Source organism: Novosphingobium sp. B 225, from assembly GCF_002198665.1.
Lineage (GTDB): Bacteria > Pseudomonadota > Alphaproteobacteria > Sphingomonadales > Sphingomonadaceae > Novosphingobium.
This window is the reverse complement of sequence record NZ_MWLM01000038.1, coordinates 1-22562: the sequence shown is the minus strand read 5'-3', so window position 1 is coordinate 22562 and position 22562 is coordinate 1. Positions and strand designations below refer to the sequence as shown.

Annotated in this window: 8 protein-coding genes; all 8 read left to right on the top strand. The window is 63.8% G+C overall.

Going from position 1 to position 22562, the window contains the following annotated elements; translation table 11 throughout:
• The first annotated feature begins 84 nt into the window (after positions 1-84).
• The 8 genes from MNBBLIKP_RS06645 to MNBBLIKP_RS06610 all read left to right on the top strand — a co-directional run bounded on the left by MNBBLIKP_RS06645 (position 85) and on the right by MNBBLIKP_RS06610 (position 22482).
• Positions 85-1122, top strand: coding sequence for a hypothetical protein (locus MNBBLIKP_RS06645; protein WP_088308733.1), 1038 nt, complete (start codon positions 85-87; stop codon positions 1120-1122).
• Between the two features lie 79 nt (positions 1123-1201).
• The gene (locus MNBBLIKP_RS06640; protein WP_176399694.1) at positions 1202-4879 is read left to right on the top strand and encodes an eCIS core domain-containing protein; all 3678 of its coding nucleotides are present in this window, start codon (positions 1202-1204) and stop codon (positions 4877-4879) included.
• A 231-nt stretch (positions 4880-5110) separates the two neighbouring features.
• A complete protein-coding gene (locus tag MNBBLIKP_RS06635) occupies positions 5111-8179 on the top strand; it encodes a CHAT domain-containing protein (RefSeq protein WP_088308729.1) in 3069 nt (1022 codons plus the stop codon).
• 8 nt (positions 8180-8187) lie between these two features.
• Positions 8188-10221 (top strand): adenylate/guanylate cyclase domain-containing protein, encoded by a 2034-nt coding sequence (locus MNBBLIKP_RS06630; protein ID WP_088308726.1) that lies wholly within the window; start codon positions 8188-8190, stop codon positions 10219-10221.
• The gene (locus tag MNBBLIKP_RS06625; RefSeq protein ID WP_088308724.1) at positions 10208-10930 is read left to right on the top strand and encodes a hypothetical protein; all 723 of its coding nucleotides are present in this window, start codon (positions 10208-10210) and stop codon (positions 10928-10930) included. Before MNBBLIKP_RS06630 ends, MNBBLIKP_RS06625 begins: the two co-directional genes overlap by 14 nt.
• A 175-nt stretch (positions 10931-11105) precedes the next feature.
• Positions 11106-12902, top strand: a complete 1797-nt coding sequence (locus MNBBLIKP_RS06620) for a ShlB/FhaC/HecB family hemolysin secretion/activation protein (RefSeq protein ID WP_254912941.1) — start codon at positions 11106-11108, stop codon at positions 12900-12902.
• A complete protein-coding gene (locus tag MNBBLIKP_RS06615; RefSeq protein ID WP_140420540.1) occupies positions 12887-21094 on the top strand; it encodes a beta strand repeat-containing protein in 8208 nt (2735 codons plus the stop codon). The genes MNBBLIKP_RS06620 and MNBBLIKP_RS06615 overlap by 16 nt, the downstream gene beginning before the upstream one ends.
• Complete coding sequence (locus MNBBLIKP_RS06610; RefSeq protein ID WP_088308735.1) at positions 21094-22482, top strand: multiheme c-type cytochrome; 1389 nt, start codon at positions 21094-21096, stop codon at positions 22480-22482. Before MNBBLIKP_RS06615 ends, MNBBLIKP_RS06610 begins: the two co-directional genes overlap by 1 nt.
• Positions 22483-22562: the final 80 nt, after the last annotated feature.

Genomic DNA, 22562 nt, shown 5'->3' with positions numbered 1-22562 from the left:
ACTATGCGACCTACCGGATCAACACGTCGGCCAAGGTCACAGTCCACGATGACCCCAACTTCAGCATTATCTAGGACCCAAGCGATGCCATTGGACACCAAGAATCTTGCCGCCCTGAAGTCCTTTTCCGATGGCTTGCCATCGACCGAGCGGATGCAGGGGCTGGCCGGTCTGGCCGGCAACACAATCGCCCGGCCTTTTGCCCAGCTGCGTCAAAACCAGGCGAAGCGCGAGGCAGAGCGGGTCGGCCTACTGGAAGGCGCCAATTCGCCCCGGGCGCTGGTAGCCCGTGCCACTGCAGATGCGGCAGCGCTTCAGATCAGTGCAATCGGAGACGAAATTGCGCGGCTTCGGCTGGAACCGCCGGAACCGGGTGAAGGGGAAGTGGGCGTCTATGGCTATGTCCGGCGGGCCGGAAAGCCTGCGCCGGGCTATGCGGTCGCCTTGCTGGCGGACAATGATGCGCAGGTTGCAACGACCCGCAGCGCCGAGGATGGCTCGTTCTCGTTGCTGGTCAAAAGTGAAGCCTTGCTCAAACTCGCGGTGTTCAAGGGCAAGGATCAGGTTTTTGCAGACCGGGTGGCGGTGATCGATGCCGGCCCCATCGCACGCTACCGCGTGGTTGATCTGCCCGGCGCAAAGAGTGGCGGCGGCAAGCGTGACGATGATGCCGGGCTTGGCGAAACGCCTGAGCATCTGCGCGGCCTTGTCGGGCTCACGCTAAACCGGGCGCTGACCTGGCTGGCAACGCACAAGCTGGAACTGGCGCGACTCTTGATCACTCCGCGCGGCTTGCAGAGCGGCCACGTGGTGCGCGCGGATGGAGATGGCCAGCAGGTCCGGCTGTGGATCAGCCTGCCCGATCAGGATGCCGAACAGCTCGATCCGTTGGCGGTGCTGATCGCGGCATCGCCGATCGCTGCGCGCATCGGGCTGGGCACGATCGCGGCCGCGCGCGAAGCGCTGCGCACGGCCGAAACCAAATCGCTCCACGATGCAGGCGATTTGCTGCGGCTGAGCGACCGCGATCTTGCCGGAAAACTGGGGCTGAAGGGCATCGAACATGGCAAGGTGATGCGCGAGCTGCTCGAACAGAACCTCAAACTGATCGAGTTGGAATAGCGCGGCGATGGCCCAAGCCGCCCCTGTTCCCGCGAAACGCAAGCAGGACCGCAAGAGTGCGGCCAAGGCGCCTGCGGGCGTGCAGCGCAAACTATCGGTGGGCGGGGCGGGCGATCATTTCGAACGTGAGGCGGATCATGTCGCGCGCAAGGTGATGCAGGGCGGCTCGCCGGGGGCAATCCCGCCAACGATCACGCCGCTCGGCGCACAATGCAAGAAGCTGGCCGCACCGCCAGCCAAGGAAGAAACGGCCAAGCCCGCTGCAAAGGCTCAGCGCAAGGCTGCCGGGCCTGCCAAGGCCCCCAAGGGTGAGGAGAAGAAGAGCCCAACCAAAGCCCAGCGCAAGCCTGCTCCAACCGGCAAGAAGGAAAGCGGCAAGGATGAGCCGGGCCCGGCAAAATCTGCCACCAAGCGCACCCAGCGCAAGGAAGGTGGCGGTGCCCCGGCCGGTGGCGGCGTTGGGTTGGGCGGAGGAACGGCCCCCGGCGGGGTCGAAAGCGCGATTTCCCGAATGCAGTCCGGCGGGGCCTCGGGTCTTGATACTTCGACCCGCGGCTTCATGGAATCGCGGTTCGGACGAGACTTTTCAGGCGTCCGCGTCCACCGTTCCAGCGATGCTGCGGCTGCGGCCGGGGCGCTCAATGCCCGGGCTTTCACGGTTGGCAATGACGTGTTCTTCAACCATGGCCAATACCAGCCCCATTCTGCCGCGGGACGCGAACTGATCGCGCACGAACTGACCCACACCGTCCAGCAAGGCGCCACCCCCGCGCGCGCGGCGCGGCGGGTGCAACGTGCCGAAGGTGATGAGGAGGCCACAACCGCTGCGGCGACGAGCATATTCCCGATCCCCAGTATGCCCGGCGCGACCGTCGAGATTCCCGCATCCCCGGGGTCGGGCGGAACTATCAACGTTCCTCAATTGAAGCTGCCATTTATCGCCGGGGCATTGAAAGGTGCGCAGGGCGGAACGGCAGCACCGGCCTATGCCACGGGCCGGAGCTTCCCGGTCGAGGGGCAACCATTCGATCTGCGCGCGCCGAAGCCGCACCGCGATCCGGATTCCGTACCCGCACAGGTCTGGACCGATCAGGCCCGCACTGCCGGCGGTTTTGCAGATGCGATGCGCAACCGGCTGCAACAGCAGCTCAGCGCCGCGCCGAATGCTTTTGCGTTTCAGGAAGGCAGCCAGCAAGTCTACTACATGCAGCTGCGCCGAGGCTCGGCCAATCAGATATTTGTCGGCACCCTGACCGAACTGGTTACATCAGATGCCCTCCTTCGCCCGCAATGGAAGGAAGATGGATCGGTACCGTCCGCAGCGAATGAACGGTTCGATGCCGACCATTTTCTGGAAATGCAGATCGGCGGCGCGGATCAGCTTTCGAACATGTGGCTCCTGAAAGCGTCCTATAACCGCTCGGTCGGGTCTCAACTGGCCCGCAACATCAAGACCGATGTAGAAGGCATTCTGAACCGCGCCCGCGCCATTTCGACCATGCCGCAGGATCGCAAGGATCGCATTCCAGCGACCTATGAGGCAGCCGAGGCGACCTGGAACATCCACTTCAATCAGGTTGCACGCGGCACGAATTACAGCACCGAAACACCCTATTTCTGGACGCGCGGGCAAATTGCGCGCGGCGATCACCTGTCGGCGCTCAAGTTTTTGACCGAACCGGAGCTTGTTGCCGCCGGGATAAGGCCTGCTCCGGGGGTCACGCCGACCAGAGTCCGCATCTTTCCATCGCCGCAGGGCGGATGGATGAAGGAATTGCGCCTTCGCCCGGACGGCGGGGTGATCATTCCGACCGACAAGGTTTTGTTCAAGGGCGTCGAAATCAACAGTGCCACCTACAACGGGGGTGATGCCGTCAATGCCGAAGGTTCGGACTTGATGACGCTGGACGTGACCGTGTTCAAGACGCGGCGCGGAGAAGGCGATGAACTGGTCGAGCGGCGGCGCGGAACGGTATCGGTCAAACGTTCGCCCCGGCTTGGCATTGCGGGTTACCTTTCGAGTGAATCGATCCGCGCGGCAGCGTCCACCACGCGGTTCAAACTGCTCAGCCCGCTCAATTTCACCGACATGGGTATCAGCGCGGATGGCCAGTTGACCGGCGTTGGCACCGTGGGTTCGACCAAGCTGGTGCTGCCGGGGCTCAACGTCCCGCTGATGATCTACGGGGATGAAATCCGGATGGATTTCCCGATCCCGTCCGCCAACCTCAGCCTTGGTCCGTTTTCGATCACGGAGACGACGCTTGGACTTGGGGTGGGGGCCAACGGGTTCTTTGTCCAGGGTTATGCCGGTTTTCAGATTGCTGGGCTGGGCACAGGCGGAGTGACCGCCACTGCCGGGGAAGGCGGGGTCCAGATCGCAGGTGATTTCAATCTGATCACGGATTTCTTCAACCCGGCATCGGTTGGGGTAACTTATGACTTCATCAATGATACGCTGACGGCGCGTGCCACTCTGGGCATCGATCGGGGCAAGATACCGGGGGTTGATTCCGCCAATGTGAACGTCACGATCACCCGTGATGCGGTGGACGTTGCCGGCACGATCAATCTGGGCGGGCCACTGGCCGGATCGGTCATCCAGGTTGGCTATTCCCACGAAACCGGCCTGACAATCGGCGGTACATTCCCTCTACCTGTGGCCAATATTCCGGGGATTCAGAACGCCACCCTGACAGTTGGCGCCGTCCGCGATGCGACTACTGAAGCGTGGAGTTTCTCAGGCACAGGCACCGCCAATCTGGCACTGCCCGGGGTAACCGGCACTGTCACGATCGGTTATCTGGATGGTGTGGTCACCTTCACCACCGCTGCGACAGTGCAGAAAGGCCCGGCGACCGGCACTCTCAACTTCACCGCGACCAATGCGGCGATCGACGAGGAGGGGCATCCGGTTGACGGAGAAGTGGGCAATTCGATCACGGCCTGGGGGCGGGGTAGTGTGTCGATCCAGTTCGGCAGTATCATCACCGGCACAGCAGGGATCGAATATACCCAGGACAACCGCGTGATCCTGAGCGGCGAGATTGCCCTGCCGCCGACCTATGATGTCTTCGCGCGGCGCGAATACACGCGGGAACTGCTGCATTTGGAGCCGCCTGAATTCCCGATCTGGGGTGTGTCGGTGGCCGGGGTCGGGGTGGGCATTTTTGCTTTTGTCGATGCCCGGGTCGCGTTCAATGCCTATGTCGGGCCGGGGCAAATCCGCGATGCCTCGATCAGCGCCGAAATGGATCTCGACCGGCCGGAGGACGCGACGATCCATGGTCATGGCCAGTTCTATGTTCCCGCCTATGCCGGGTTCAGCCTCGATGTGGGTGGCGGCCTGCGCGCGCGGGCAGCAGTGGCTTATGCGCAGGGGCGCGTTGGGCTGACCGGTGAACTGGGGCTTGCCGCAGATGCCTCGGCCACGGTCGACTTTGACTGGAACCGCGCCGCCGGTCTTTCGCTCGAAACCAATTTCGAGGCCAATGTCCGGCCCAAGTTCCGGCTGTCAGCCACGGCTTCGGTCACGGTCGGGGTTGACCTGCTGGTGACCGATGTTTCGCACACTTTCGGGCCTTGGCAGCGGGTGCTGGGCGAGTTCGGGCCGAATATGGAACTGGGGGTCAGCTTTCCAGTGCGCTGGTCTGAAGCCAACGGCCTGGACCTCAGCTTGGATAACATGACCGTGCGCCAGCCTTCGCTGGATGCATCCGCACTGATGGGCAGCGTGTTTGACCAGCTGGTTGGATGAAGGATCAGGCGCGGGCTCCCGTGAAGTGGTCGAATCTATCCGGTTGATCTTGTCTGAACTCTTGCAGGGTGAGCTCTCCGGCAAGATCATTTCCGAGATAAGCCGGTGTGCAACTTCATGCCCGACAAGCGATTGGCTGAGTCTGCTTGCATTGCCAGAGGAAACGGTGGCAGTATCGCTGCTAAGCCGCTTAGAAAGCTGCAAACGCGGGCGCGTGACCAGGGGGTGAATATGTCCGACCGTGTTACCGGCTTGCGGGGCACCGCGCTTTTTCTGGCGATTGCTTTTGCGATCGCGGCTGGGCCACTGTCTGCGCAGCAACGGCCATTGGCTGCGGAAAATTTCCAGATTGGCAGTTCCGGATCGGTGTGCGAGGCGCAGGGTGCATCGCTGCGCGGACAGCGCGCATCGGTCTTCGACCGCAAATGGTCGATCCTGTGCCGCGATGCCTCAGTTGCGGTTGGAGCGGCGTTCCGGCTCGGCCCGAAAAGCAACGGGGGGCAAGCGGCGGCCGGCCTTGAGTGCCGGCCTGCGTCAAGCCAGCCGATGGAAGGCGTCGGCACGGTGGCCGTATCGGAATGTCGCGAACCATCGGGAGGACAGTGGCGCACCTATAGTTATCGCACTGGCCGCGCACTGTTCGTGGTTCAGGGGCTCAGTGGATACGATTCGGCCTTGCGGTTGGCCTTGCAAAGCTTGGTCACCAACCGCCAAGTCAGCGGGGAAGTTTCGGTCGTGCGGACAGGAACCGACGTGACGATTGCCAATTCCGATGCGAGAGCCAGCGATCCCGAGGCGATCATTGGACAGGGCTATCGCCGCAACAATGCCGGTGACTATGCGCAGGCCGCAGAGCTGTTCGACCCGGTTGGTGGATTGCCAGCCGATGCAAGCGCCGATGATTCCGCCGATTTGGTGCGGCGGCGGCACGAAATGGCGATTAACCGCGCGTTGCAGCTGTCCAATCTGCGCGAATTTGCACAGGCGGCCCGGATTTTCGCCGCTGCCCGTGAAATTGCCAGCAATGATCCGATCCAGACCCGGCTGAGCCGCAATTTCGAAGCAATCGATGCGCTCAATCGCGCGGATCTGGACGCGGGGCTGTCGATTCTGGCCCGTCCAGTCCCTCCTCTGGCCGTTGCGTTGGCCAGCGATGACCGGCAGGTGCGGATCGATCCCGCCACGGCGCGCAGCCTTAATACTGGCGGGACCGCCGCAAACGCCGCGATCATGGGCCAGGAAGTGCGGCTGACTATCCCGGAAAGGGCGCGAATTATCGATGCTCAGGGTGACCAGATCCGGGGCACCTTTCTGCGATTGCAGGGTAAGCTGGACGAAGCCCGAGCAGCGCTGCAACGCGCGGAATCTGACGCGTTGGCAGTGCGACAGGGGCGGGTGGTTTCGATCGTGCGGCTGCGCTCGCAGATCCTGTCCGAGCAGGCCGCCGTTGCAGAGGCGCAAGGCAAGCGCGGTGAGGCCGAACAACTCCTTCGGACAGCGCAAACTCTGGTCGAAACGCAATACCCTGACAGCGTATCGCTCAATTCCATCCGTGCCCGCCTGGCCGGCTTCCTGCTGCGTAACGGCAAGGCCGAAGAAGGCCGGTCAACCTATCGCGGCATCGTGGAAAATATCGCCGGAAATCGTGGCGCTCTGGTGGGCATGAGTAACCTGATCCTGCCTTACATTGAATTGCTGGTTGGCGAAGCCAACCACAATCCTGCCGCGTTGGCCGATCTGTTCAAGGCCAGTCAGTTGGTCGAGCGCCCGGGCGCGGCAGACAGCCTGACCCAGCTTGCGCGGCAATTGCAGTCTGGCAACAGCGAAGCGGCGGACCTGTTCCGCAATTCGCTTGCGCTGTCGCGTGACATCGAACGCAACCGGATCCGGATTGCGCAGGCCAATGCTGCGCTGGCGGCGGGCTTGGCGGCCCCGCAATTGTCTGAGCTGAACCAGACACAGCAACGCCTTGGCGCAGCACAGTTGCAGGTCCTCAACCGGCTGGCGGCCTATCAGCAATTCCGATCGATCTCGCGCGATACGATTGGAATTGATGCACTGCGCGGAGTGCTTCGGCCAGGTGAAGGCTATCTCAAGCTCGCTCAGCTTGGCGACGGCGTCTATGCCGTTCTCGTCACTCCCCAAGGCGGGAAAGGCTGGAGGCTCGACAAGAATGTCGGCGAAGTCACCGCGCTGGTAAATGCCTTGCGGGACAGCATATCGGTGAGCGTTAACGGCGTTCGCAGCACCTTTCCGTTTGACCTTGATAGCGATGCGAAGCTCAGTCAGACGCTGCTGGGACCGATGCGGGCCGAACTGGGTGGGATCAAGCACCTGATTTTCGAACCCGACGGCGCCATGATGCAGTTGCCGATCAATCTGCTGGTTTCAGACCAGGCGGGTATCGCCGCATATCACCGCCGCGTCGAGCAGCAGGGCGGGGATGAATATGACCTGCGCGGGATCGCCTGGTTAGGACGCGATCACAACGTCAGCACGGCGCTATCAGCGGCAAGCTTTCGCGATGCCCGTCAAGCGCCTGCTTCGCCCGCCAAGCGCGGCTATCTGGGGCTTGGGGAGAACCAGCCACTCGGTCCGGTGACTTCGTTGGCCGCGGTCCGGGGGGCTTCGTCCAGTCCGGGCGAGGAAGGCTGCGATTGGCCGGTGGCGACGTGGAACAATCCCATTTCGGCCAGCGAATTGCGCGATGCAGCGGGCAGCTTTACCGGCTCGGGCTCGCGGTTGCTGGTCGATGCAGACTTTTCGGACAGTGCCGTGATGGGCATGCCGGATCTGGCCGATTTCCGGGTCATCCATTTTGCGACCCATGGCCTGACCAATGCCCCGCGAGAAGGCTGTCCGGCACGGCCGGCACTGCTCACTTCGTTTGGTCCCGGGGCATCAGACGGACTGCTGCGGTTTGATGAAATCTTCAACCTGCACATGGACGCAGATATGATCATCCTGTCGGCCTGTGATACGGCCAGCCAGGCGGGCGAAGACGCGACCCGCGAGGCAGGGGTGCTGACGGGTGGTGGGCAGGCGCTCGACGGGCTGGTGCGGGCCTTTATCGCCGCTGGCGGACGTCAGGTGATTGCTTCACATTGGCCTGCTCCCGATGATTACAACGCCACCGGCAGGCTGTTCGGGAGGTTCTTTGGCGGACATGGAGAGACCACTGGAGCTGCGCTGCAAGCAGCGCAGATTGCACTGATGGATGATCCGGAAACCTCGCATCCGTTCTATTGGGCGGGGTTTGCCCTGATCGGCGACGGCTCGCGCGCGTTGGTGCCGAACTGACAGTCGGCATGGCTGACCGGCAATCTGAGCAGAAGCGGGCGCGAGCCAATGTGCTCGCGCGTGGCTGGCGCAACATGCGCGCGGCAGGGCTGAGGCAACTGGTCTTGACCGTGACCATGCTGATGCTGGCGTTGGGGCTGGCGCGGTACAGCTGGCACATTCCGGTGCTCAATCAGGCAGAGGCCGCACTCTATGATTTCCGTGCCTACCTGACAGCGCAAAAGGTCGATCAGGATCAACGGTTGCAGCTGGTGGTTTATGATGACCAGACCCTGATCGCTGCGCGCAAGCGCTCCCCGCTTGATCGCGGGCTGCTCGCGAAAGCGCTGGCGAACATCGACGCGATGGGGGCCAAGGCAATCGGGATCGATATGTTGTTCGATCAGCCTCAGGATGAGGACGAGACGCTGATCGCCACCCTGCGGGCCATGCAGACGCCAACCTTTGTAGGTTACACGAGTGTTGAAGGGACGCATGAGAACATCGTCTTCGATCAGCAGTCCAACCTCGACGCATTTATGGCCCGCCTTCGCGGCAGTGACGCACGACCCGCCTCGATCCGGATCGACAACGCCAATGGTGTCACCCGCAACTGGCCAAGCAAGGCACCGGGGCTCCCCAGCGAGCTAAGCCGGGCAATGGTAGCGGCTGGCGGCGGCGGTGAAGCGGCTGCCTTTGCCGATTATCACGGGGCGATCCGCTATCGACTTCCGGCCGAGGCTGATCGCCCGGTATTTTCATCGCTCAAGATCGACCTGTTCGCTGACCCCGCAGTGGCATCGGCGCTGGCAGACCAGGTGCGCGGGCGCTATGTTCTGATCGGCGGAGACATTGTCGATACCGATCGGGTAACGACCACGCTGACCGGTTCGACTGGCGAGGTACCACCCGGAATTCAGGTTCATGCCGCGATGATCGCGCAGATGCTGGATGGCAAGGTGCTGCGCGGCTTGCCCGATTGGGCGCTGGTCGGGCTGGCGTTGCTGGTTGTGCTTACCGCCGGACTGACAAGTCTGCTTGAAGTCAGCCCGCTGCGACTTGCGCCGTTCCTGCTGGTCCAACTCGCGCTGTTTGGCGGATTGCCATTCCTGCTCGAATACAAGGGGATCAGCAGCGAATGGATCCCTGCCGTTGGCTGGCCGCTAGGCTGGATTGTCGCCTTTGCAGCGGTAGGATCGGCGGCGCGCGCCTCTGGCTCTGTGCAACGCAAGTTCGCGCAATCGGCGCTGGGCAAGTACCTGCCGCGCGACATTGCCCAGCAAATCATCGAGAACCCGGAATTGCTTTCGCTCCATGGCGAACAGCAGCGGATCTACATCCTGTTCAGCGATCTTGAGGGCTTCACCGAAATGTCGAGCCAGATCGCGCCGGACATGGTGGCCAGCTTGCTCAACGATTACCTCGACAGCCTGAGCAAGGTGATCCTCGACCACGGCGGGGTGATCGACAAATATGTCGGCGATGCGATCGTGGCCTTTTGGGGGGCGCCGATTGCGCGGGAGGACGATGGGACCAAGGCGGCCCTGGCCGGTCATGCCTTGTTTCTGGCCGGCGAAGATTTCCGCCGCCGCCGCGCTTCGCCCGAATTGCCGCCAATCGGGAAGACCCGGGTGGGACTGCACTATGGTGAGGCTGTCGTCGGCAATTTCGGCGGTGAAGGGCGGTTCCAGTACACTGCACTGGGCGATGCGATGAACACTGCCTCGCGGCTTGAATCCGCCAACAAGCTGTTGGACAGCGGGGTCATGGCCAGCCGTGAATTTGCCGAGCGGTCGGGACTGGAGCAGTTCTGGCGGCAAATGGGCCGGGTCCGCTTGCGCGGGCGGGCACAGCCGGTCGATCTGTACGAACCGATGCCCGATTTCCCGGCCGAAGATCGTGCCGAACTGGATCGTGCTGCGGCGGTGACGGACAGTGATCCGGACGAAGCGCTGCGGCTGGCAAGTGATGCGGCCGGGCGGCATCCGGAGGATAAGGCACTGCAGAATCTGGTATTGCGTTTGAGCAAGCTGACGAAGGAGGGATACTATGTCCTGGGTTAAATCGGGAATGATCGTGGCAGCGTTGGGCGCATTGGTGCTGCCGGGCATGGCAATGGCTGGCATTGTCGTTGCATCGAGTGGCCCGTCTGCGCGGCAATATCCCGCGGGCAAGAAGATCGATGTTGGAACCGCCATAACGCTGCAGGCTGGGGACAGCGTGACCGTACTTGACCAGAAGGGCACGCGCGTGCTGCGCGGACCGGGCACTATGGCGCTGGGCAAAGGGGCCAGTCCCGCGACCGGTTCCGTGTTCGCTGCATTGACCCGACAACGCTCGACCGCGCGTGTGCGTACCGGGGCGGTGCGCAACGGTGCAGGCAGCGGCCGGGTTCGTAGCCCGAACCTGTGGTACGTCGATCTGGCGGCTTCGGGTCCGGTCTGCGTTGTCGATCCGGCCAACGTGCGCGTGTGGCGCGCCAATTCCTCGGCAAAGGCGAGCTATGGGTTAAAGGGTGTTGCTGGCAGCATGGCCTCGGCAAGCTTCGCCGCCGGCGATATGGTTGCGCCGTGGGATGGAGCCAAAGCGCCGGTCAGTGATGGTGCGAGTTATGCGATCACCGACAGCTCGGGAAAGCAGGTGGCGCAATTGCGGTTTGTCGTGCTGCCCGCTGCCCCGACCAATTCCGAGGACACGGCCGCGCTACTGATCGACAAGGGCTGTCAGGCCCAGCTCGACCTGCTGGCGGCCAGCCTCACTGCCTCAGGGTGATCCTCTCACATCGGGACAGCCAGGTGAGTGTTTTTAGTTCGCCCTTTTCGGTATTTGCACTAAGCACTGGATCGAAAGGTGCACAGATGATCCAGCGTCTGGCACCAACAGATCCAGCAATGGACAACAGGGTCGAAAGTTCGAACTTGGTCCGGGCAACCGGGCTGGAGGCTACATGTACTTTCGAGGGGTGATCATGGGGAAAGCGGTGCAAGTTGCCCAGGCGGCAAGCATTGCCGTGGCCATTGGTCTCACCACACCTGCCGTTTTGGCCCAGTCGATCTCGCTGCCCACACGTGACGAGATTGAGCGCGGCTCAGTTGCGCCGCAAAGCCGCGACCAGATTGGCAAGCTGACCGTTGAGGGCGGGGTTGAACGCGGACCCTGCCCGTTGGCTGACCCAGCCTATGCCAATGTGCGGGTCAATTTCGCCAAAGTCGATTTCGGCCAGGCACCAGTCCTGCCGGGCGGCATACTCGATTCGGCCTGGACTTCGATGGCTGGAACCGAGCAACCGATCGCAGCGCTTTGCGAAGTGCGGGACCGGGCGGCGACGGCACTGCGTCAGGCGGGCTACCTCGCGGCGGTCCAGATTCCGCCGCAGCGGATCGAGCAGGGCGGGACGGTGCGGATGGACGTGCTGGTTGCGCGTTTGGTCGATGTGCAAGTGCGCGGCGATGCCGGGCATGCCGAACGCCTGATCGCGGCCCACCTCAAGAGCCTGATCGGACAGCAATGGTTCAATACCCGTCAGGCCGAACGGCACTTGCTGTTGCTGCGTGATCTGCCGGGGCTGGATGTCCGGCTGGTGCTCCGTCCGGCCGGGGGCACTCCGGGGGAAGTCGTGGGCGACGTCCTGGTCAAGCGGCGGCCGATTGAAGTCTATCTGTCCGGTCAGAATCTCGGCTCGATCTCCACCGGGCGCGAAGGGCTGTTTGGGCAAGTCCAGTTCAACGATGTGACGGGGCTTGGCGACCGGACATTGATCAGCCTGTTCAACACCGTCCAGACCCGCGAACAGACCGTGCTGCAAGTGGGGCACGACATGGCGCTTGGTGCAAACGGTCTGCGGCTGGGTGGGCGCTTCGTCTATGGCCGGTCGCGGCCGTCGATCGCCTCGGGAACCTTTCGTTCAAAGACGGTCATGGGCAACCTGTCCTTGTCCTATCCATTCCAGAGGCGTGAGACACTGACGCTCAGAGGCAGCGCTGGGCTGGACCTGATCAACCAGTCGGTCGATTTCAGCACGACGCGGCTCAACCAGGACAAGCTGCGGGTGGCCTATTCGCGGCTTGAACTGGAATTGACCGACCGGGCCAGTATCGATGGCAGCAATGGCTACAGCGTGGCCGAACCGCGCCTGCACCTGACGGGCGGGATCGAATTGCGCAAGGGCACCGGGCTGTTCGGTGCGAGCGCTGCCTGCGTTCCGGTAAGCCGCTGTACTCCCCCCAATCTGCCGCTCAGTAATATCACCGCCGATCCGCGCGCGGCGCTGGTGCGGTTTGACGGTGAGCTGGAATTCCGCGCCGATCCGCGCTTCAGCATAGTGATCGCGCCGCGCGGGCAGTACAGTTCGCAGCCTTTGCTCAATTTCGAACAGTTCAGCCTGGGCAATTACAGCATCGGACGTGGGTTCGATCCGGGAATTGTTCAGGGCGATAGCGGAATAGGAACCGCGGTCGAATTGCGGTTTGGCCACCGCGCGCCGCGCAAGCTGAATGGTTTTGCATTTCAGCCGTTTGCCTTCCTTGATACCGCATGGGCCTGGACCAATGACGGCGGGTTCACTCCCGATCCGCGCCATGTCTGGTCGGCCGGTGGCGGGGTGCGGGCGCGCTGGGGCGATCATGCCGATGTCAATCTCACCGTTGCAGCCCCGCTTGGCAAAGCGGGAACGCAAACCGCACTGGGTGATGTGCGGGTCTTGTTCACGATCACAACCAGGTTGGTGCCATGGCAGACAAAATGATCCGCGCTGGGCAGCGCTTTGCCACCCTTGGTCGGGTCAGTCTGGCGGCCATGGCCGTGGTGCTGGCGGCACAGCCTGCTGCGGTGCGGGCGCAGTCGTTTCAGGCCACGGGATCGACTACCAGCCCTTCGACATTCATCACTACGGGTCCTGGTGTAACCTCGATCCTGGTCAGCAATGCCGAAACCATTATTGACTGGAGCCCCACGGATGTGTCGGGGACGGGGAGTGTCAATTTCCAGACTGCGGGTACCACGGCAACCTTCGATGTATTCGGGTCCGGGCCCGCTTTGACTGACTATACCGTGCTCAACCGGATCCAGCCGCGCAATGCGCTGGGTGCGCCAACCGCGCGGTCGGTGACGTTCAATGGGACGGTCAACAGCTTGCTAAACGGGGTCCGGGGCGGGAACATCTGGTTCTACAGCCCGACCGGGATCGTACTGGGCAGCACTGCCACGTTCAATGTCGGTTCGCTGGTGCTGACCACGGATGCGATTGACACTACGGGCGGGCTGTATGGGCCGGGCAGTTCGATCCGGTTCCGCGGAACGGCTGGATCGACCGGTTCGGTAGTGGTTAATCCGGGTGCTTCCATCCAGGCAACTGGCAAGGGCACATCGCAATATGTCGCGCTGGTCGCGCCGCGCGTGGTCCAGGGCGGAACGATCAATGTCGATGGCCAGACCGCTCTGGTCGCTGCCGAACAGGCCGACATTTCGATCAACACCGGCCTGCTTGACATTGTGGTCTCACAGGGGACTGAGGACGCCAACGGGATCGTTCATACCGGCACAACCACCGGCCCTGCATCGGACACTGCTGCCGACCGGCAGGTGATCCAGATGGTCGCCATGCCCAAAAACACGGCGCTGACCATGATGCTGTCAGGCACCATTGGTTATGCCCCGGCGGCGCTGGCCAGCAACGAGGGCAGCGCGGTAGTGCTGTCTGCTGGCTTTGGCAGTTATGTCCCGCGCGCGACGCAGGCGCTGGCGCTGGGCAACATGACGATCGCCGACGCGACGATCCGCAACGCGCTGACCGCCAACGCCACCGATACGATCAAGGTTCAGCCAACGGCGACCAATGCGGTCAGCTTTCAGGCCGATGCCAGCCTGACCGCAGGCAAGCGGATCGATGTGATCGCCGATGATGACAGCCTGGTTTCGGCCACCGGCAAGCTCGATCTTAAGGCGGGCCTGTTCGAAAGCGGCGGTACGGTCAATGTCCGCGCGATCAATACCACGCTGACCAGTCCGGTCGGGCGGATCACGGTCGGCGGCGACCTGACGATCGACGCTTCGGGGGCGGCAGATCCGACCGATCCGACCCCGGCAATCGGCGCGGCGGTAACCGGCGGCACCGTACTGGTGGAAGCGCAGCGCGGGTCGGTCGCTTCGGCCGGGCTGACGATCCGGGCCAATGCCCAGTCAGCTGATGCCCTGACCACTGCGGGCAATGCCCTGGGCGGCAAGATTACCGTTCAGACCAGTGCCGGTGGATCGGTAGCCGCAGGGATCGTTGATTTGCAGGCGCGCGGGACCGGCGGCAATGCCGATACTCAGGGCGGCCGGGGCAGTGGCGGCATTATCAATGTGCTGGATCAGGGCGGATCGCTCAATTTCAGCGATGTCACCGCCAGCACTGTTGGCCGCGGCGGAGTGGCGAATACGGCGGCTGGCCGGGGCGGCGATGGTTTCGGCGGCGCAGTAATGGTCGATATTCAAGGTAATTCGGCGGGCTGGAGCCGTCTGACCGCCGATGCCAGCGCGGTTGCCGGACTGCCGCTGACGCCGGGCAGCCATTCGGGCAATGCCTTTTCGCAGAACGAAGCGATCCTGCTGCATGTCGGCAACGGAGCCAATTTCTATATTCAGGGTGACATCACACTTGATGCCAATGCTCTGGCCGGGATCGACGGAACCCTTGGCAATGCCTTTGCCGATGCCGGCGGGATCGATGTGCAGGTGGATGGCAAGGCCACGCTCTATTCGGGCGGGATCAGCGGGGCGACCGGCAACATTATCGCGCGGGCCGATGCACGGATTGACGCGCAAACCTATCGCCCGGATGTGCAGGTTACGCCCGATACCTTTGGCGGGCTGATCTCGATCACTGCCAATGACGGCGCGATCCGGCTTGACCACATCTTTGCCAGCGCCACCGCAGAAGGCGCCGGGGCGGCGAACCTTGCCGGGCAAGCGCAGGGCGGCTCAATCGCGGTCGGAGCTTTCGCCGGAGGGCAAATCTCGGTCAACGGATTGCCGGCCGGCAGTCCGATCGATCCGTTCGGGGCGGGCAATCTGACGCTTGATGCCAGTGTCACGGGCGCGGCGGGCCCAAGCAGTGCCAATGCGACGGGGGGGAGTGTTTCTCTCTATACCGAAAATGGCACGATTGCGGTCAACGGTATGACCACGCTGAGGGCCAACGCCGGGGCCAGCCAGTTTGACGGACTGCTGAGCGGCGGAGCCTTTGCCGCCAAGGGCGGTACCGCGATTCTGGAAACGCGGCTAGGGACGGGCACCGGCTCGATCACTCTGGCCGACGTTGCGATCAGCGCGGATGGCGCGAACAACGGATCAGGCGGGGATGGTGAAGGTGGAACAGCGCAGGTTGCGGTCGATGGCGATCAGATTTCGGCGCAGGCCCTGACCCTTTCCGCCAATGGTATCGGCGGCCTGAATGGAGCGGGCAAGGGCGGTCTCGCCAGCCTGACCGCTACCAATGGCGGCATGATCCAGGCCCTCTCAACCGGACTGTTCGCTCAGGGCACTGGCGGCACCGGGAATGTGGTTGGAGGCACCGCCGGGCAAGGCGTTGGCGGTTCGATTGCGATCACTGACACCGGCTCGCAGCTTGATCTGGGGCAGGTCCAGATCGGGGTCCGCGCCAGCGGTGGCGCGGCGGCGCTGGCCGGTTCAACCGCGGGCGATGCGCTGGGCGGAACGGTCAATATCGACATCACTTCCGATCAGCCGGCCTGGTCGACGCTCAACGTCGATGCCAGCGTGGTGGCGGGACGGGCGCTGGGATCGGGCGGGCTTGGCGGCAATGCGCAGGGCAGCAACAAAGCGATAACGCTCCATGTCGGCGGCGGCGGAATCCTCGCCACAGCGGCAACCTTGCTTGATGCCAGCGCAACCGGCGCTTTCGACGGTGCTGCGGGATCGTTCGCCAAGGCCGGGTCGATCAATGTACTGATCGACGGTGGTGGCAGCTGGGAAGTCCAGGGCGATCTCACCGCCACGGCGGCTGCGGCCTTCAATGCCTTTGACTATTCCCCTGCCACCCAGCGTTCGGCGGCGAACACGGGCGGCACAATCGATATCCTCGCCAATGGCGGGACGCTGACAGCGCAATCGCTGGTCGCCACCGCCTGGGCTGAAGGGGCTGGCGTCGGCACCCAATCGGGCACTGCGAATGGCGGCAAGATCCAGGTCGGTGCCACCAATGGCGGCCGCCTGACCATTGCTCCGCTGTCTGGCACCGGCGGCATGCTGCTCGATGCGCGCGGATTGGGCAGCAGCGGTCCGACCCGGGCCAATGCCCAGGGCGGTTCGGCGCGGGTCTATGTCCAAGACGGCCAGATTGACGTTACCGGGGCAACGCTGGTCAGAGCCGGGGCTGAAGCGGGCCAGTTCAATCGGCGTGCGGACGGGGATGGCTTTGACGCGCTGGGCGGCACGGCGGTGGTCGAAATGCTGGCCGGGACCGGAATGGGCAGAATGACCCTGCAAGGGGTCACTGTTGACGCAACCGGCAATGCTGCGGGCAATGTGGGTGACACGCTTGCTGGCAATGGCGGAACCGGGCGTGGTGGCACGGCGCGGGCTGCGATTGGCGATGGTGTGTTCACCGCTGATTCCCTGTTGGTGCAGGCGGGTGGCCAGGGCGGCAATTCCGCGCCCTCGACCACTACCGGCTTCCAGTCTGGCAATGGCTTTGGCGGCACGTCCAGCTTTACCCAAAGCGGCGGCACGGGCACTTTGGCCGGGGCTCTCAAGGTCAGCGCGCGTGGAACGGGCGGCGGGCTGGCGGAAACGGCCGAGGTTGGCGAACTGGTGGCCGCAGCGGGCAACGGTACTGGCGGCAATGCGGCGTTGACGATCAGCGCGGGAACACTTGCGGTCAATGACCTGACGCTCGATGCGGGCGGTCTTGGCGGGGTCGGGATGGGCAATGCCAACGGCGTGGCCACCGAAACCGGCGGTGCCGGCGGCAACGGCAGCGGTGGCAGTGCGGCACTGTCAATGCCGCCCGGCAGCACCACCGCCAACCTCCAATTCGTTGGCGGGGTTTCGGTCCTTGCCAATGGTCTGGGCGGAAATGGTGGTCTGTCCGGCATCAGCAATCTGAAAAACGGCGCTGCAGGGGCGAGCACGGGCGGTGCGGCCAGAATGGCACTGGCGGACGGCCGGTTCACTTTTGGCAATACCACCGTATCGGGCAGCGGCGGACTGGCGCTTGGGCCGTTTGTCGAAGTCAACGGTTTCGATCCGGTCACCGGTCTGCCGATCACCCTGTTTGTGCAGACTACGGGCACCAGCACGGCGGGTAGCGCCGCGTTCGAACTGGTGGACAGTGTGGCGGGTCCGGCGGGGCGGTCGCTGTTCGACCTCAACCTTCGCGCAGATGGCACTGGCTTCGGCACCGCCGCCGCGCTGACCCGCTTCCGCGCGAGTGTGCTGTCCCCCACCGCGGGGCTGACCATCAACGGCAATTTCGTCGCTTCAAGTCAGGCTTACGATCCCGTGCTCAAGGGCTTTGATGGCCGGATCGATGGCGCGTCGGTGATCGTAAACGGGCTCGCCGGGGTCTTTTCGGCCTCCAGCGTCGCGCTTGATGTGGCCGCCGGGCAGCGGTTCGATGTGGCCAATGCGCTGACCATGTCGAGCAGCGGGGCCAATCTGAAGACCACCGGGCTGATCCGTTCGGGCGGGCTGACGCAGATCAACGGCCAGACCGGTGTGAACATGACCGATCTAGAATCGGGTGGCGACACTGACCTTACCGCGCCGTTCGGGGCGCTGGTCGTCTCGCACAACCTGCGTTCGACGGGCGTGGTGCGCGCGACCGCGCAGAGCATCGATCTGACTTCGCTGGGCGCGCTGTCATTCACCACGGCCAAGGCGACGGCAGGCGATCTGGCGATCCGCACGGCGGGGAATCTCGATGCGACTGCGGTGAGCGCGACCGGGCAGGTCGGTCTGACCAGCGACACCGGGGCGATCCACACCACCGGCGCGATTACGGGCAACGGCATCACGCTGAAGGCGGCGGGCAATGTGCTCACCGATGCGGCGGTCACGTCCGCTGCTGCGCTCAGCGTAGAGACCGGGGGCAGCTTTACCGCAGGAGCCCCGGTCAGCGCGGCGGGCAATGTTGCGATCAGTGCCACCCAAGGCATCACCGCTGCGCAGCTGACGTCGGGCGGGACGACCCAGCTTGCCGCAAGCAATGGTGCCATTGCGATTACCACTGACCTGGTCTCGCCCGGCGCGGTTACTGCGAACGGCCGGTCGGTCAACCTGGTTTCGAGCGGCCCGCTCACGTTCACGGGCCTTACCGCCAGCGCGGGCAACGCTACGGTCACTGCGGTCGGGAATCTGACTGTGCTGAATGCCAGTGCCAGCGGCACGCTTAACCTGACCAGCAGCACCGGCGACGTCGCATCCAGTGGCACCCTCGTTGCGGGCGGCAGCGCGACGATTCAGGGGAACACCGGGATTACGCTAAACGGTTTGCAATCTGGCGCGGCGACGACCTTGCAGGCCAGTAATGGGGCGCTTGCCGTGCAAGCATTAAGCTCGCTTGGCGCGGTCAGTGCCCAGGCGCGTTCGGTCGCGATCCAGTCACCCGGCGCGCTCAGCTTTACCACCGCGCAGGCAACTGCCGGCAACTTGTCGATCCAGACGGCGGGCAATCTGGACGCCGCAGCCGTATCGGCCAGCGGCACAACCAGCCTGACCAGCAGCGCTGGTGCGATCCGCACCACCGGACTGGTTAGCGGCAACGGGGTGACCCTGAGCGCCGGAGGCAATGTAGCCGCCGATGCTGGGATCACTTCGAACGGCGCGCTGAGCGTTCAGGCCGGGGGCAGCTTTACCACGGGGGCTCCGGTCAGCGCGGCTGGCAATGTTGCGATCAGTGCCACCCAAGGCATCACCGCTGCGCAGCTGACGTCGGGCGGGACGACCCAGCTTGCCGCAAGCAATGGTGCCATTGCGATTACCACTGACCTGGTCTCGCCCGGCGCTGTCACAGCAAATGGTCGATCAGTCACCATCGTTTCCAGCGGCCCACTTGCTTTCGCGGGCCTTACGGCCAGTGCGGGCAACGCTACGGTCACTGCGGCGGGGAACCTGACGGTAGCCAGCGCCAGCGCCAGTGGCACGCTCAGCCTGACCAGCAGTGGCGGGGCGGTTGCTTCAAGCGGCACGCTGAGCGCGGGGGGCAATCTGGCGGTAAACGGCAGCACCGGAGTCACACTCAACAGTGTTCAGTCGGGCGGCACGACCAGCCTGCAATCGGCGAACGGTGATGTGACTGTTGCCGCCTTGACTTCGGCGGGCGTTGTAAGCGCGCAGGGGCGTTCGCTTTCGATCAAGTCGCCGGGCTCGCTCAGTTTTGCTCAGGCCAAGGCCACAGCTGGCAGTGTGTTGTTGCAGACAGCTGGCGATCTGGCCGTTGCCACAGTCGATGCGAGCGGTGCGGTCACATTGACCAGCACGGGCGGCGCGTTTGCAGCGTCCGGGCCGATCAGCGGCAGTGACGTCAGCCTGAACGCGGCGACATCACTGACCACAGGCGCGATCACTGCCAGCGGTGCGATCCAGGCCACTTCGCGTGACGGCATGACGATTGGGGGCGATGCCACGGCTGGTGCCGGGCTGACGCTGTCCAGCACCGCAGGCACGCTGACAACGCGCAAGCTAAGCGGCAGTCAGATCGCACTGCTTGGCCGCGACGGGATCCAGATCGATGGTGCGCTATCACGCGGAACCCTTTCGGCGCAGACCAACGGCATGTTCCGGATGCGGGGTTTCTCGACCGGCACGGCGATCACGGTGACTTCAGGCGACATAGACCTGGGTGCCAACAATCTGGGCCAGCGCGGCTTTACCCAGTCCATCGTCCTGCAGAACAGCGTGCTATCAAACCGCACCTTTGTTGGCGGTGCTGACAATTCTGGTGGTTATTCCCTGTCGGCGGCAGAAGCGCTGCAACTGTTCGCTGACAAGCAGATCACGATCAAGGCCCCCGACAATGGCGGCCCGGCCGACATGATCGTTGGTAATCTGGCGCTGGCCTTTGGCAGCAATCTTGGCGCGGGCGCTACGTTAAAGCTGGTTTCGACCGGCAGAATTGTGGTGCAAGGCGCTGTCGATCTGCGCACCGTAAGTGCGGCGGACACTTTTGCGATCGATCCGACTGACATCGACATTGTTACCGATACGGGAAGCATCGGTCTGCTTTCAGCCAGCAATGCACCGCTTGGAACGCTCAACCTTCAGGCGGGGACGATCAGGGTTGCCAATGCGGCGACGATTGCGGCGCTGCGTTCAGCGGGATCTCTGCAGCAGATCAATACGCTGCTTGACCAACCGGCCAGCAATCCGCGCGCCAACGGTTATCTGGTGGCGGGATCGATTGCGTTCGATGTGACGAGTGGGCTCTTTATCCAGAACTCGGGGCTATCGACCGCCTATGCGGATCGCCGCGGGTTCACCGCCGGTGCGGTTTCCATCCGTACCGGAGGAGCGACGACGCAGATTGCCATCAATGGCCAGACGCTTGATCCGGCGGGGATCGTGGTAACCGGGCTCAACACCGCGCGCACCTTGTTGATCAACGGGGCGGTGCCTGCGGCCGGGGGGGCATTTGACGCATTGTCAAGCGTGAACGGCTGCGTGATCGGGCTGGATTGCACATTCGTTCCGGGCTTGCGGCCGGGCAGGGACACTTTGATCAAGCCGCTTTCGCCTGAAGGTACCGGCAGCGGCGGCACCCTGGGGATCATGCCCTTGATTTCGATTGCTCCGCAGCAGGAAAACGGTTCGCCGCCGCTCATTGACGAACCGGTGACCGGCGTTGGCAACGATGATCTCTGGCAAGGGGCTTGCCCACCGGGCGAAGTGTGCCAGAATGATGCCGCGAACAGGCAGGTCGATCAGGGGGCACAGTGATGAGACGCATGTTGGGCGCGCTGGCTGCTCTGATCCTGCTTGCCGGTGGGCTGCTACTCTCGCCGGTTCTGGCGGCAGGCAATCCCGGCCCGGCCGCGGTCAGCAACGGGCCGGTTGGCCAGACTGCCTTTGTTGGTGTGGCGACTTGCGCCGGATCGGTCTGTCATGGCCGATCCGAAGGCAACGGGGCGGTGGTGCGGCAGGATGAACTGCTGCGCTGGCAGGACCCTTCCTCCAAGGGCGGCGCGCACAGCCGGGCCTATGCCGCGCTGGCCGGAAAGCGCGGACAGCAGATCGCGGCGACCCTGGGCCTGGGCAATGCAACCGGCGCTCCGGCCTGTCTGGGCTGCCACGCCACCGATGCCCCGGCGCAGCTGCGCGCGCCAGTGTTTCACCTATCCGATGGAGTCGGCTGCGAAAGCTGCCACGGTGCGGCGGGCGGGTGGCTGCCTTCGCATTACACGGTCTTTGGCACGCACAAGGCCAATGTTTCGCTGGGTCTGACCCCGCTTGAAAACCCGCAGGTCCGTGCCGGTGTCTGCCTCGATTGCCACCTTGGCAGCAGCAAGCCGGGGCACTTCGTTACCCACCGGATGATGGCCGCCGGTCACCCGCGGATCGCGTTCGAGCTTGATCTGTTTTCGACGCTGCAGCAGCACCATGACGAAGATGCGGACTATCAGGCGCGCAAGGGGCGCAGTGATTCCGTGCGGTTGTGGGCCGTGGGTCAGGCCGAAGCCGTCCGGCGGTCGCTCAGCCTCTATGCTGTGCCTGCACTCGCCAATGACGGTGTCTTCCCGCAGTTCAGTTTCTACGACTGTCACAGCTGCCATCGCCGGATCTTTGACCAGGCCGAGCGCAGCCTGACTTTCGAGACCAATCCAGGGCGTCCGATCCCGTTCGGCATGCCGCCCTACAACGATGAGAACATGATCCTGCTGTCTGCGGTGGCCCGTGTGCTGGCCCCCGCCCAGGCGGCGCAGTTCGATGCGGCGGCGCGCAATTTCCACAGCGCAATGGGCAGCGGCCGCGCACCGGCCCAGGCAGCGGCGAACAAGCTGGCGGCCTCTGCGGGAGTGCTATCGGGTGTACTGGCAAAGTCGGGCGGCGGGGCCGACACGGCGTTTACCGTGGTCGCCACAATCGCGGGCAAGGCTACTTCCCCGCGCTTTACCGACTATGCCGGATCCGCCCAGGCGGTGATGGCGGTCGATACCTTGCTCAATGCGCTGGTCAAACAAGGGCGGATCACGGTCGGCGCTGCGGCGGGGATCCGGGGGCATATCGAACGCGCCTATGCCGCCGTCGGCAGTCCAAACAGCTATGACCCGCCCGCTTTCCGAGCAGCGCTGGGCGAAGCCGCGCGGGCAATTGGAGCGCTGCGGTAATGCGCAAGGTGGCCCACCTGTTGGCGATTACTTCGCTGTTGCTCGCGTCATGCGGCGGTGGGGGCGGCGGCGGTGTTAGC